Source organism: Streptomyces spinosisporus, assembly GCF_022698145.1.
In the GTDB taxonomy this organism is placed as follows: domain Bacteria; phylum Actinomycetota; class Actinomycetes; order Streptomycetales; family Streptomycetaceae; genus Streptomyces; species Streptomyces spinosisporus.
This window is the reverse complement of sequence record NZ_JALDAX010000001.1, coordinates 181,863-195,899: the sequence shown is the minus strand read 5'-3', so window position 1 is coordinate 195,899 and position 14,037 is coordinate 181,863. Positions and strand designations below refer to the sequence as shown.

Here is a 14,037-nt window from a genome sequence, read left to right as displayed (position 1 = left end):
TGGGGCACCCGGCGGGCAGGCTGTACCCAGCAACCACCGCACGAGGGCAACCCCGCACGAGGGGCAACCCGCACGAGTAAGGAAGCCGATTCATGACCGACCAGCTCACCGTGAGCGTCCTGGGCACGGGCATCATGGGCGCCGCGATGGCGCGCAACCTCGCCCGCGCCGGACACACCGTCCGCGCCTGGAACCGCACCCGCGCCAAGGCCGAGCCGCTCGCCGGCGACGGCATCCAGGTCTGCGACTCCCCCGCCGAGGCGGTGCAGGACGCCGACGCCGTCCTGACGATGCTCTACGACGGTCCGGCCGCCCTGGGCGTGATGCGCGAGGCCGCCCCGGGGCTGCGCTCCGGCGCCGCCTGGGTGCAGTCGACCACCGCGGGCATCGGGGCGACCGGTGACCTCGCGGCGTTCGCCGAGGAGCACGGGCTCGTCTTCTACGACGCCCCCGTGCTCGGCACCCGGCAGCCCGCCGAGGCCGGTCAGTTGACGGTGCTGGCCGCCGGGCCCGTCGAGGGCCGCGAGACCGTGCAGCCGGTGTTCGACGCGGTCGGGGCGCGCACCGTGTGGACCGGTGAGGACGGCGCGGCGGGCAGCGCGACCCGGCTGAAGCTGGTGGCCAACAGCTGGGTGCTCGCGGCCACCGCGGCGGCCGGCGAGGTCCTGGCGCTTGCGCAGGGGCTCGACGTCGCCCCGGAGAGCTTCTTCGACCTGATCGCCGGGGGCCCGCTCGACATGGGCTATCTCAAGGCCAAGGCGGCCCTGGTACTGGAGGACCGGCTCACCCCGGCCAGCTTCGCGGTGGGCACCGCGGCCAAGGACGCCCGGCTGATCGTCGAGGCCGGCCGGCAGCACGGGGTCCGCCTGGACGTGGCCGCCGCGAGCGCGGAGCGCCTGGAGCGGGCTGCCGCACAGGGCCACGCCGACGAGGACATGGCCGCGGCCTACTTCGCGAGCTTCGACGAGCCCGAGAAGCAGGCCGACTGACCCATGGACGCCGCAGACCGGGGCGACCCCCCACTCCTGCTCGTCGTCGACGCCGCCAACGTCGTCGGCTCGGTCCCCGACGGCTGGTGGCGCGACCGCCGAGGCGCCGCGGAACGCCTGCGCGACCGGTTGGCGGCCGACGGCCTGCCGGGCCACGACGGCCCCGTCGAGATCGTCCTCGTGGTCGAGGGCGCGGCCCGCGGAGTGCAGTCGGTCCCCGGCGTACGGGTGGAACCGGCCCCCGGCAGCGGGGACGACCACATGGTCGAACTGGTCGCGGGAGCGGGCGAACGGCCCGTCCTGGTGGTGACGGCAGACCGCGAACTACGCCGCCGCGTACAGGACCTGGGCGCAGAGGTCACGGGCCCACGGACCGTACGACCGGGGTAGCGGGACCGCATGGGGGTCGCCCCCCCGCCGGACACAGGCCAACGACGCGTCCTGATGACGACCGCAGACCGGGAACGACGGCGCCGCGGACCTGAGCGCGCGGGTCGCGGGTCCGCGGACCGTCAGGCAGCCGCCGGCCTGCCCGGCCTCGACGGACAGGCCGCGGTCACCCTCGTGATCGAAGGGGCGACCCGCGGGATCGAGTGGTCACCCCCGGCTGGTCGCGGACGCAGGCCAACACCCCGTCCCGATCGTGACCGCAGACCGCGAACCACACCGACGCGTACAGCACCTGAGCACCCAGGTCACGAACCCACAGACCGTACGACCCGCGCAGCGCCCGGCGGTCAACGGCCTGCCGGGCCACGTCGCGCCCGCCGAGATCGCCCGCACGGTCGCAAGACACGGCCCGCGAGACCAGATGGTCGGGCCCGCTGGTGGCGGACGCAGGCCAACACCCCGTCCCGATCGTGACCGCAGACCGCGAACTACGCCGACGCGCACGGGACCAGGGCGCCCAGGTCATGGGCGCACGGACCGTCAGGCCGGCGTGGCGTCGCGCCCCCGTGACCGCCCCGCGGCCCCATTCGGCCTCTCCTGAAAAGGGGCGAACGGGGCCGCCGGTTCGGCAGTCGGGGTTATCGGCCGTTCGTCACGGCCCCTTCCTCCGGTCGGGCGAGGCGGCTGTGGGTGCGGCTGTAGAAGAAGTACACGACCAGGCCGATCGCCATCCAGATGGCGAAGCGGAGCCAGGTTTCGGCGGGGAGGTTGAGCATCAGCCAGAGGGAGGCCAGGACCGACAGGATCGGCAGGAAGGGCACCAGCGGGGCGCGGAAGGAGCGCTCCAGGTCGGGGCGGCTCCTGCGCAGGATGATCACGCTGATCGCGACGACGATGAAGGCGAAGAGCGTGCCGATGTTCACCAGCTCGGCGAGCTCGCTGAGGCTGGTGAAGCCGGCGACGATCGCGATGACGACGCCGAGCAGGATCGTCGGGCGGTACGGGGTACGGAAGCGCGGGTGCGTGTGCGAGAAGAACCGCGGCAGCAGCCCGTCCCGGCTCATCGCGAAGAACACCCGGGACTGGCCGAGGAGCAGGATCATGCAGACCGTGGTCAGGCCGACGGCGGCGCCGAAGCTGATCAGGCCCGCGAACCAGGGATGCCCCGTGGCCTTGAACGCGTCGGCGAGCGGCGCGTCGACGGACAGCTTGCTGTACTTCTGCATGCCGGTCACCACGATCGACACGGCGACGTAGAGCGTGGTGCAGATGATCAGGGAGCCGATGATGCCGCGCGGCACGTCCCGCTGCGGCTTGCGGGTCTCCTCGGCGGCGGTGGCCACGACGTCGAAGCCGATGAAGGCGAAGAAGACGACGGACGCGGCGGTGAAGATGCCCATCACGCCGAAGTTGGACGGCGCCCACCCGAACATCAGCTGAATCAGTGGCGCCTGGAGATTGCCGCCCGCCTCCACGGCCTGTTCCTTCGGGATGAACGGGTCGTAGTTGTCGCCCTTGATGAAGAACGCGCCCGCGATGATGACGACGAGGACGACGGCCACCTTGATGGCGACGACCAGCGAGGTGACCCGCGCCGACAGCTTCATGCCGACGACGAGGATCGCGGTGAGGACGAGGACGAGGGCGGCGGCGAGGATGTCGAAGCCGAAGCCGGAGGCGCCGTCCCGGCCGCTGAGCGCCTCGGGCATCTGCCAGCCCGCGTTGTCCAGCAGCGAGTGGATGTAGCCGGACCAGCCGACGGCCACCACCGCCGTGCCGAGCGCCAGCTCGAGGACCAGGTCCCAGCCGATGATCCAGGCGGGGAACTCACCCATTGAGGCGTACGAGAAGGTGTACGCGGAACCCGCGACCGGGACCGTGGAGGCGAACTCGGCGTAGCACAGGGCGGCGAGCCCGCAGACGACTCCGGCGACGATGAAGGAGAGGGAGACCGCGGGGCCCGCGGTGTCCTTGGCCGCCGTACCGGTCAGGACGAAGATGCCGGTGCCGATGATGACACCGACGCCGAACACCGTCAGATCGAGAGCCGACAGTGACTTCCTGAGCGCGTGTTCCGGTTCCTCGGTGTCCTGGATGGACTGTTCGATGTTCTTCGTCCTGAACAGCGTGCTGCTCACGTACCTACCTCCCACGCTCGTGAGACCTCGATATGGCTCAACATGATCGAGAGGGCCGGGAGTGCGTATGCCCCGGCAAGGGCAGGTTCACGCAAACGGGCCGGTTCCGCCACCTGGAGGAGTGGCGCAACCGGCCCGTGGGGGCGCTTTGTTCTAGTCGCGCGCGGGCTCCACCGCGTCCACTCCGGTCGCCGTACGGTCGAAGCGGCCGTCCAGCTTGGAGACCAGTCCGGTGACCTGGCGGGCGATGTCGGGTGCGGTGAGCCCGATCTCCGCCATGACCTCGGCGCGGGAGGCGTGGTCGAGGAAGCGCGGCGGGATGCCGAAGTCGCGCAGCGGGATGTCGACGCCCGCGTCGCGCAGGGCCTGCGCGATCGCCGAACCGACACCGCCGACGCGGGAGTTGTCCTCGACGGTGACGACCACGCGGTGCCGCTCCGCGAGCGGCGCCATGGCCTCGTCGACGGGCTTGACCCAGCGCGGGTCGACGACGGTGGTGGAGATGCCCTGCTTGTCGAGCAGGGAGGCGATCTCCAGGCACATGGGGGCGAGCGCGCCGACGGAGACGAGCAGCACGTCCGGGGTCTGCGTGCCCGGCTCGCGCAGTACGTCCATGCCGCCCACGCGTCCCACGGCGGGTACGGCGGGGCCGACGGCGCCCTTGGAGAAGCGCACCACGGTCGGGGCTTCCTCGACCGCGACGGCCTCGCGCAGCTGGGCACGGACCTGGTCGGCGTCGCGCGGGGCGGCGAGCCTGAGGCCCGGGACGACCTGGAGGATCGACATGTCCCACATGCCGTTGTGGGAGGCGCCGTCGGTGCCGGTGATGCCGGCCCGGTCCAGGACGAAGGTGACGCCCCGCTTGTGCAGGGCGACGTCCATCAGGACCTGGTCGAAGGCGCGGTTGAGGAAGGTGGCGTAGACGGCGAAGACGGGGTGCAGCCCGCCCTGGGCCAGGCCCGCCGCCGACACGGCGCCGTGCTGTTCGGCGATGCCGACGTCGTAGATCCGCTCCGGGAAGGTGTCCGCGAACTTCTTCAGGCCGACCGGCTGGAGCATCGCGGCGGTGATCGCGACGATGTCCTTGCGCTCCTTGCCGAGCTTGACCATCTCGTCGCCGAAGACGGAGGTCCAGTCGGCGCCCGAGGCCTTGACGGGCAGGCCGGTGTCGGGGTGGATGGGGCCGATGCCATGGAAGCGGTCGGCCTCGTCCTGGAGGGCGGGCTGGTAGCCGCGGCCCTTCTCGGTGAGGCAGTGCACGATGACGGGCCCGCCGAAGCGTTTGGCGCGGGCGAGCGCCGACTCCAGGGCCTCGATGTCGTGGCCGTCGATGGGGCCGACGTACTTGAGCCCGAGGTCCTCGAACATGCCCTGGGGCGCGATGAAGTCCTTGAGGCCCTTCTTGGCCCCGTGCAGGGTCTCGTAGAGGGGCCTGCCGACGACGGGGGTGCGCTCCAGGAGGTCCTTGCCGCGGGCCAGGAAGCGCTCGTAGCCGTCGGTGGTGCGCAGGGTCGCGAGGTGGTTGGCGAGGCCGCCGATGGTCGGTGCGTACGACCGCTCGTTGTCGTTGACGACGATGACGAGGGGGCGGTCGCCGTCGGCGATGTTGTTCAGCGCCTCCCAGGCCATGCCGCCCGTCAGGGCGCCGTCACCGATCACGGCGACCACGTGGTCGTCGCGCTCCAGGATCTGGTTGGCCTTGGCGAGGCCGTCGGCCCAGCCGAGGACGGTCGAGGCGTGGCTGTTCTCGATGACGTCGTGCTCGGACTCGGCCTGCGAGGGGTAGCCGGACAGGCCGCCCTTCTGCTTCAGCTTGGAGAAGTCCTGGCGGCCGGTGAGCAGCTTGTGCACGTAGGACTGGTGGCCCGTGTCCCACAGCACCCGGTCCTTCGGGGACTCGAAGACGCGGTGCAGGGCGATGGTCAGCTCCACCACACCGAGGTTCGGGCCGAGGTGGCCGCCGGTCTTGGAGACGGCGTCGACGAGGAAGCTGCGGATCTCCTCCGCCAGCTGGTCCAGCTCCTCCAGGCTGAGCCGGTCCAGATCGCGCGGTCCCCTGATGCGGGTCAGCAGCGGCACCCGTGCCTCCTTGCAGTAGAGCTGATCGAGCCTTCGCCGGGCTCACCCGAGTCTAATGTTCCCCTCACGGGTGACACGCCAAGGGGCGCGGGGAACGCGCGAAGGGGCGCGGGGAACCGCGCGACCAGCCACGACGGACCGGCACGCGCAGTCAACCCACGCCCCTACGGCGAGAGAGGTTCCGCCCGGCGCTAGGCGCGCCCGGCCGTCTTCTGCGTCCTGCGGGTGACGGCGTCGATGACGACGGTCGCCAGCAGAACACCACCGGTGATCATGTACTGGACCGGGGAGGCGATGCCCTCCAGGGCCAGGCCGTACTGGATCGACACGATGACCAGCACACCGAGCAGCGCGTTCCAGGTGCGGCCACGGCCGCCGAACAGGGACGTACCGCCGATGACCGCCGCGGCGATCGCGTTCATCAGCAGGTCGCCGGCGCCGGCGCCCTGGTTGGCGGAGGCGATCTTCGAGGCGATGAACAGACCGCCGATCGCGGCGAAGGTGCCCGAGATCGCGAAGACCGAGATCCGGATCAGCTCCACGTTGATACCGGCACGCCGGGACGCCTCGACGCTGCCGCCGAGCGCGAAGATCTTGCGGCCGTACGGGGTGCGGCGCAGCACGAAGTCCGTGATCAGCAGGACGCCGATGAAGATCACGACGGCCAGCGGCAGGCCCTTGTACTGGTTGTAGACCACGGCCACCGCGATGGAGAGGACCCCGAGCAGCACCGTGCGCAGGATGGTCTCGCTCAGCGGCCGCGACGGCACGCCGGCGGCCTCGCGGCGCCGGTTGCCGAGGAAGGAGCTGACGAAGTACAGCGCGGTCACCACGATGGCGAGCGTGTACGCAGCGGCCACGTCCGTGAAGTAGTACGTGGTCAGCTTGGCGACCATGCCGTCGCTGTTGAGGTTGATCGTGCCGTTGCTGCCCAGGATCTGGAGCATGAAGCCGTTCCAGAACAGCAGGCCGGCCAGGGTGACCGCGAACGCGGGCACGCCGACCTTCGCGAAGAAGAAGCCGTGGATCGCACCGGCGACGGTGCCGGTGAGGATGGCCAGCACGAAGGCCAGCCACTCGTTCATGCCGTGGTTGATGTTCAGCACGGCGAAGGAGGCACCCGCGACACCGGAGACCGAACCGACCGACAGGTCGATCTCACCGAGCAGCAGCACGAAGACGATGCCGACGGCGATCATGCCCGTGCCGACCATCGCGATCGAGATGTCGGAGAGGTTGTTCGCGGTGAGGAAGTTGGAGTTCAGGCTCTGGAAGATGATCCAGATGATCACCAGACCGATGACGACCGGGATGGAACCCAGGTCGCCGGCCTTCATCTTGCGCTTGAACTCGCTGAGGTAGCCCGCGAAGCCCTGCTCGCGGACCAGCAGCCGGGGGTCGACGACGGTCGCGGCACCGGTCGCGGCCTCGGGGTTCTCCACGACGTGGTCACCGGGAGGCGTGGAGGTCTTGTCGATGCTCACTTCTTGATCTCCCCAGTGGTGCGCGCCGCACGACGGGTCACGGCGTTGTCCGTGGCGCCGGTGATGGCGGAGATGATCTCTTCCTGCGAGGTCGTCTTGACCTCGAAGACGCCGTTGTTGCGACCCAGACGCAGCACCGCCACCTTGTCGGCGACGGCCTTCACGTCAGCCATGTTGTGGCTGATCAGGATCACGGCGTGATTGCGCTCGCGCAGCCGCTCCACCAGGTCGAGGACCTGGGCGGTCTGCTCGACGCCGAGGGCGGCCGTGGGCTCGTCGAGGATGACCAGCTTGGGCTCGCCGAGCATGGAGCGGGCGATGGCCACGGTCTGGCGCTGACCGCCGGACAGCGAGGCGATCGGGATGCGGACGCTGGGAATGCGGATGGACAGCTGGTCCAGCAGTTCGCGGGAGCGGCGCTCCATCTCGACCTCGTCGAGGACGCCGAACTTGCGGACCTCACGGCCCAGGTACAGGTTGCCGACGACATCGATGTTGTCGCACAGCGCGAGGTCCTGGTACACCGTCGCGATGCCCAGGTGCTGGGCGTCGTGCGGCCGGTTGATGTTGACCGACCTGCCTTCCCACTCGATGACGCCTTCATCGATGGGATGCACGCCGGCGATCGTCTTGACCAGCGTGGACTTTCCGGCGCCGTTGTCGCCGACCAGGGCGACCACCTCACCGGCGTGGACTTCAAGCTCTACGTCGGTGAGCGCCTGGACGGCACCGAATCGCTTGGAGACCCCGCGCAACGCCAGCACGGGCGTAGCGGACACGTGAACCATCTCCTTCGCCGCCTGACCCGGCGGGAGGTTGTGCAGAAAGGGGGGTTGATCCGTCCGGCGCCCCGCGACGAGCTTGCGGGGCTGTTTGATGCGCGGGGCGCCGGAGGAGCCTTCGGAGCGGGCGTCCCGCAGGGGAATCCGTACACCGGACTCCCCTGCCTGGAAAGGACGCCCGGCTGCTTACTTCAGACCGATCTTGTCGCAGGCGGCCTTGTACTGGGCCGTGCAGATGTCGGCGACCGTGTAGACGCCGTCCTTGATGACGGTGTCCTTGATGTTGTCCTTGGTCAGCGACTGGACGGGGACCAGGACCGAGGGGACCTGCTTGGTGGTCGGGCTGTCGACCTTGTCCTTGGCGACGGAGTCGAGCGACTTGCCCTGGGCCAGGTTCACGGCCATCTCGGCGGCGGCGTCGGCCTCCGGCGCGTAGGGCTTGTAGACGCTCATGTACTGGGTGCCGGCGACGATGCGCTGGACACCGGCGAGCTCCGCGTCCTGGCCGGTGACCGGGATGTTGGAGATGCCGGCGGCCTTGAGGGCGGTGATGATACCGCCGGCCATGCCGTCGTTGGCGGAGTAGACGCCGATCAGGTTCTTCTTGCCGATCGCCGAGATCGCGCCCTCCATGTTGGCGTTGGCGTTCTCCGGCTTCCAGTCCTTGGTGTCGTAGGACTTGCCGATGTTGACCTTGCCCTGGAGGACCGAGAGAGCGCCCTTCTTGAACTGGGCGGCGTTCGGGTCCGTGGAGGAGCCGTTCATCATGACGATCTTGCCGGACTTGGCCTTGGAGCCGAGGGCCTTGAGGAGGGCCTCGCCCTGGGTCTTGCCGACGGTCTCGTTGTCGAACGAGGTGTACGCGTCGATGGGGCCCTGCGCCAGACGGTCGTAGGCGACGACGGGGATGCCCGCGTCGTGGGCCTTCTGCACCGAGTTCTTGATCGCCGCCGAGTCGACCGCGTCCACGATGAGGACGTCCACCTTGTTGGTGATCATCGTGTCGACCTGCTGGTTCTGCGTGCTGGCGTCCTGCTTGGCGTTGGCGTAGACGAGCTGCGCCTTGTCGTTCGTGAGCTCCTTGATCTTCTTCTCGATCAGGGGCTTGTCGAACTTCTCGTAGCGAGCGGTCTGGTTCTCCGGAAGCAGGAGACCGACCTTGATGTCGTCGCCCTTCTTGGCCGACGACGACGAGTCCGAGTCGCCGCCGGACTCCTTCGCACTGCCACAGGCGGCGAGGGAAACGGCCATCGCACCCGCGGCAACGGCAAACGCGGCACGACGCATACGCGTGTTCACTTCAGAAACCTCCCTGACGAGGCCGCGACACTGCGGCCGAGGTGGCTGGAAGTCAACTCGGCCGCACGTGCGACGTCAAGAAGTAAATCCTTAACGAGATGGCAACGGTGCCATCCGTTCTCTAAGTGAAGGCAGGGGTGACTGCTGTCAGCGTGCCGTCCAAAAGGGTCGAATCGCCCATCTCGCTGAGCGCGAGAGCGAGCGCCCCGAGCACCTCCGCACGGCCCCCAAGTGCCCCCGGGAGAACGGACAGTTGACGCGCGGCGCTGGGGATGGCGTAGCGGCCGACGGACTCCCTTATCGGCCCGAGCACCAGCTCACCGGCCTCGGCGAGATCACCACCGAGGACCACACGGCTCGGGTTCAGCAGATTGCAGAGATTCGCGACTCCACTGCCGATGTGACGGCCGACGTCGGCGATCACCCGACGGCAGCCCGGATCTCCGTCCCTGCCCAGCCGTACGACGCCTTCCATCGTGAGGTCGGTGCCGTGGCTCGACTGGAGCAACGGAAGCACATAGCGCGCTGCGGCAAAGGTTTCCAGGCATCCGCGGTTTCCGCAGCGGCAGACGGGACCGGATTCGTCGAGTGTAATATGTCCGATTTCACCGGCGGTGCCGCCGGGTCCCCGGTAGATCTTCCCGTTGATCACCAGTCCGGCGCCGACACCGCTCGCGACCTTGATGTACGCCAGGTCCTTGACCCCCCGGCCACTGCCCCAGACCAGCTCGCCGAGGGCACCGAGGTTGGCGTCGTTGTCCACGTGCACCGGCACGCCGAGCCGCCCCCGCAGCTCCTCGGCGGGCCGGGTGCCGGTCCAGCCCGGCAGGATCGCGGTGGAGCCCAGGGTGCCGGACTCGACGTCGATCGGCCCGGGCACGCCGAGGCCCACCCCGGCGATCTTGGAACGGTCGACGCCCGTGGCCACGATCAGACGGTTGACCAGCTCTTCCGCCCGGTCGAAGCCCTGCGCCGAGGACGCGTCCACGTCCAGCGGCTCGGACTCCTCGGCCAGCACCTGGTGGGCGAGGTTGCCGATCGCGACCCGCAGATGCGTATGCCCGAAGTCGACCCCGATGACGATGCCGGCGTCGCCGCTCAGCGAGACGCTGCGGGCCCTGCGGCCGCCCGCCGAGGTGGGCGTGACCTCGACCGTTCCGCCGTCCTTGAGCTCGCGGACGATGTTGGAGACCGTCGCCGCCGACAGTCCCGTGGTCCGCGCGATCTCCGCCTGCGTGAGCGACCCGGCCAGCCGCACGGCGCGTACGACCCGCTCCAGGTTGGCTCGGTGCAGTGACGACTGCGACCCCGGAGTCTCCACGACGACCTCCTGCGCGCGGGACCGCTTCGATGAGGCCCCGACTATGTCCAACTAGTGAACTCTAAGCTGAGCCGTTCGGGTCGCCTCCCGTCAAGAGGTTGAACCGCATCCGGGTTCTTGGACACACAGGGGCGCGCCGCCCCCGCGGTCGGGGACGGCGCGCTCGAAGGCTTCGGAACGCTACTTCAGCGCCCCCGCCGTCAGCCCCTGGACCACCTGCCGCTGGAAGACGATGTACGCCGCCAGGACCGGCAGCATGGCCATCACCAGACCGGCGAACAGGCCCGACCAGTCGCCCTTGTAGCCCTGGCTGGCGGCGAGCTGCACCAGACCCTGGGTGAGCACCCGTTTGTCCGGGTCGGTGTTGAGCACCGTCGGCAGCATGTACTGGTTCCACTGCCCCAGGAAGTTGAAGATCCCCACGCTGATCAGGCCGGGCTTGGCCATCGGCAGCATGATCTGGAAGAACGTCCGGCTGTGCGAGGCGCCGTCGACGAAGGCCGCCTCCGCGACCGAGGTCGGCAGCGTCCGGAAGAACGCGTGCAGGAAGAAGACCGTGAACGGCAGCGAGTAGGCGATGTAGACCAGGATCAGGCCGTGGATGGTGTTCAGGAGGCCCATGTTGTTCACGACGTAGAACAACGGGACCAGCGCCAGCATGATCGGGAAGCTCATGCCGCCGATGAAGAGGTAGTAGATGAAGCGGTTGCCCGGGAAGTCGAAGCGGGCGAGGACATAGGCCGCCATCGAGCCGAGGACCAGGGTGCCGATGAGCGAACCGCCCACCACCAGGATGGTGTTGAGGAAGTAGTCGCTCATGTTGGCGTCGGTCCAGGCCCGCGCCCAGTTGTCGAAGTGCAGCTTGTCCGGCAGCGCCCAGGGCGAGGAGAAGATGGAGCTGTCGTCCTTGAAGGACGTCATCACGGCCCACAGCAGAGGCATGACGACCATGAACGCCCACAGGATGAGGAAGCCGTGGGAGAAGGCGTTGAGGACGCCTCCCTCCTTCTTCGGCTTCTTCTGCGGGCGGGCCGCTGTGTCGACCTTGCTGACGGTGGCGCCGGACTCGGCGGGCACGGGGGCGGGGGTCTCGGTCGTCTTCATCTGATCAGTACTCCAGCCGCTCGCGCCGGCCGAGACGCATCACGATCGCCGCGAAGGCCAGCGTGACGACGAGCAGGGCGACGCCGATCGTGGTCGCGTAGGCGGCCTGTCCGTCACGGAACGCCTTCTGGTACACGTACAGGACCATGACGGTGGTCGAGTAGTCGGGTCCGCCGGGTCCGGTCGTCATGATCTGTACGACCGCGAACGACTCGGCACCGAGGGCGAGGATGCCCATGTACACCCAGCCGGACTGCACGGTGTCCCACAGCAGCGGCAGGGTGATGCGGAAGAACGTGGAGATGCGGTTCGCGCCGTCGAGCAGCGCGGCCTCGTACAGATCTGCCGGAATGGAGGCCATACCGGCGGAGAAGAGGACCACGAAGAAGCCGACCGTGGACCAGACGAGGACCGCCATCACACACCACAGGGCGAGGTCGGGATCGCCGAGCCACAGCGGCTGGAGGCTGTCGAGCCCGATGCCCCGGAACAGCGCGTTGATGGCGCCGCTGTCGGGGTTGTACGCGAAAGCGAACAGCAGGGCGACGATCGCGATCGAGAGCACCTGCGGGAAGAAATAGACGATTTTGTAGAAGGAGGAGCCCCGGACACCGGAAATGACCGGGCCGCCCCTCCTTCTGCGTCCGCCCACATTGATCATGAAGGCGAAGAAGAGCGCCAGACTGATCGTCACCAGCGGCAGCACCAACGCGAACAGCAGGCTGTGCCACAACGATTTCCAGAAGATGTCGTCGTGGAACATTCTGTCGTAGTTGTCGAAGCCGACCATCTTGAATTCGGGGCTCAGTCCCGTCCAGTCCGTGAACGAGTAGTAGATGGACTGGATGAACGGCCAGACGACGAATAGCGCGTACAGCCCCAGGGGAACCGCCAGGAACCCCACGATGAACCGGTACTTGCCGTGCTGCATTACTGCCTACCCCGATCTTCCGGGCCGGTGCTGCCGCTCGTGACGGGCATTCACTGGTGCTTGTAGTGCTTGATCGAGCTGTCCTTGGCGGCCGCGTCCGCGAAGCCCTGGATCTTCTTGATGGTCTCGGCCGGGGTGGCGCGGCCGGCCATCATCTCGCCGAGGCCCGCGACACCGATCTGCTCCTTCTCCAGCTGCACGTACCAGTCCTGGATGCGCGGGTTCAGGACGTTGTCCTTGGCCAGTTCCAGCGCCGCGACACCGGACTTGAGGCCCGGGGTGAGGGTGATGCCGGTGGTGCCGCCGTTGAACGCGGTCAGCGACTTCACCTTGGAGGTGAAGTTCTTCGAGGACGCCTCGCTGAGCATGATGCGCAGCTGCTCCATGCCGCCCTCGGGGTTCTTCGCCTTGGCCGGGACGATGAAGGGCTCACCGCCGGAGGCCCAGATGGTGCCGAAGGGCAGCTTGTCGGAGCTGTCGAGGCCGGTGGGCGCGGAGACGGCGAGGTTGAAGTCCTTGGGGATGACGTTCGCCGACTCGTTCTCCACCCAGGAGCCGTTCGGGATGAACAGCGCCTTGCCCTTGGCCCAAGCGGTCTGCGACTGGATGTGGTCCAGGCCGGGCGTGCCCTTGAGGATGTAGCCCTTCTTGTAGAGCTCGTAGTAGGCCTCGAAGCAGGCCTTGACGGCCGGGTGCTTCCAGGCGTTCGGCTCCAGGTTGTCGATGGCGTCCAGGACCTCGCGGCCGCCGACCTTGCCGATCATCGGGTAGAGCGAGAAGGGGACGTAGTACGGGTACTTGCCCGCGTACGTCCAGCCGGCCATGCCCTTCTTCTTGGCCTTCTCGCACACGGCGAGCATCTCGTCCCAGGTCTTCGGGTACTCCGCGTCGAGGGAGTCGAGGGCCTTCTGCGAGTACCAGACGCCGTACACCGTGTAGGCGTAGTACATGATCCAGACCGGGTCGCCGTCGAACTGGCCCATCTCGACGATGCCGGGGCGCAGCGTGTCGCGGACCTTCTTGTTCGGGTCGTCGTAGGACGGGGCGTCCAGCAGCGGGGTGAGGTCGGCGAGCTGCTTCTTGCCGACCAGGACGCCCATGTCCATCTGCTCGGCGCCGGAGTTGTCGATCAGGTCCGGCGGGGTGCCCTGGTTGAAGCGGGGCTGCAGGGTGGACTGGATCTTCTGGGTGGCGGAGAACTTCACCTTCACCTTGGGGAAGTTCTTCTCGTAGATCTTGACGGCGTCCTCGGCGTACTCCTTGCCGAAGCCGCCGTCGAAGAGGACGAACTCCATGCCCGCGGTGTCGTTCACGCCGAGCGGGTTCTTGGCGGTCTTCTTGCCCGCCTTGGCCTTGTCGCCGTTGTCGTCGCCGCCGCCGCTCGCGCAGGCCGACAGGAAGCTCATCGTGGGGACGGAGATCAGGCCGAGCGCGGCGGACCGCTTGATCAGATCGCGGCGGCCGACACCCGTCGTGCCGTTGTTCTCGGCGGAAGTGGATCCCATGCTCAAGTCCTCGCC

General features: G+C 68.4%; 11 protein-coding genes. 2 read left to right on the top strand and 9 right to left on the bottom strand.

Translation table 11 applies throughout. The annotated features are described in order from the left end of the window. Positions 1-92: 92 nt before the first annotated feature. Positions 93-989, top strand: a complete 897-nt coding sequence (locus MQN93_RS00845; RefSeq protein ID WP_016432081.1) for an NAD(P)-dependent oxidoreductase — start codon at positions 93-95, stop codon at positions 987-989. A 3-nt stretch (positions 990-992) separates the two neighbouring features. Then, entirely contained in the window at positions 993-1,379 is a 387-nt protein-coding gene (locus MQN93_RS00840) for a PIN domain-containing protein (RefSeq protein WP_242707867.1), read from the top strand. Positions 1,380-2,017: 638 nt separating this feature from the next. On the opposite strand, the gene MQN93_RS00830 is transcribed toward MQN93_RS00840, so the two are convergent. The 9 genes from MQN93_RS00830 to ngcE form a co-directional block, all read right to left on the bottom strand. Continuing rightward, positions 2,018-3,517: an amino acid permease gene (locus MQN93_RS00830; protein WP_016432083.1), complete on the bottom strand. Its 1,500-nt coding sequence runs from the start codon at positions 3,515-3,517 to the stop codon at positions 2,018-2,020. Between the two features lie 153 nt (positions 3,518-3,670). Then, complete coding sequence (gene dxs / locus MQN93_RS00825; protein WP_242707866.1) at positions 3,671-5,596, bottom strand: 1-deoxy-D-xylulose-5-phosphate synthase; 1,926 nt, start codon at positions 5,594-5,596, stop codon at positions 3,671-3,673. Positions 5,597-5,787: 191 nt separating this feature from the next. After that, positions 5,788-7,080 carry a sugar ABC transporter permease gene (locus MQN93_RS00820; protein WP_016432085.1) on the bottom strand — a complete coding sequence of 431 codons (1,293 nt, stop codon included), beginning with the start codon at positions 7,078-7,080 and terminating at the stop codon, positions 5,788-5,790. Next, positions 7,077-7,868: an ATP-binding cassette domain-containing protein gene (locus tag MQN93_RS00815; RefSeq protein WP_016432086.1), complete on the bottom strand. Its 792-nt coding sequence runs from the start codon at positions 7,866-7,868 to the stop codon at positions 7,077-7,079. Before MQN93_RS00815 ends, MQN93_RS00820 begins: the two co-directional genes overlap by 4 nt. Positions 7,869-8,048: 180 nt before the next feature. Next, positions 8,049-9,149 carry a sugar ABC transporter substrate-binding protein gene (locus MQN93_RS00810; protein ID WP_037780245.1) on the bottom strand — a complete coding sequence of 367 codons (1,101 nt, stop codon included), beginning with the start codon at positions 9,147-9,149 and terminating at the stop codon, positions 8,049-8,051. Positions 9,150-9,282: 133 nt separating this feature from the next. Continuing rightward, positions 9,283-10,482 (bottom strand): ROK family transcriptional regulator, encoded by a 1,200-nt coding sequence (locus MQN93_RS00805; protein ID WP_016432088.1) that lies wholly within the window; start codon positions 10,480-10,482, stop codon positions 9,283-9,285. A gap of 180 nt (positions 10,483-10,662) precedes the next feature. After that, on the bottom strand, positions 10,663-11,586 hold the full coding sequence (locus MQN93_RS00800; RefSeq protein ID WP_242707865.1) for a carbohydrate ABC transporter permease: 924 nt from the start codon (positions 11,584-11,586) through the stop codon (positions 10,663-10,665). Positions 11,587-11,590: 4 nt separating this feature from the next. Further along, positions 11,591-12,517, bottom strand: a complete 927-nt coding sequence (locus tag MQN93_RS00795) for a carbohydrate ABC transporter permease (protein WP_016432090.1) — start codon at positions 12,515-12,517, stop codon at positions 11,591-11,593. 50 nt (positions 12,518-12,567) lie between these two features. Next, on the bottom strand, positions 12,568-14,022 hold the full coding sequence (gene ngcE / locus MQN93_RS00790; RefSeq protein ID WP_242707864.1) for an N-acetylglucosamine/diacetylchitobiose ABC transporter substrate-binding protein: 1,455 nt from the start codon (positions 14,020-14,022) through the stop codon (positions 12,568-12,570). Positions 14,023-14,037 lie beyond the last annotated feature (15 nt).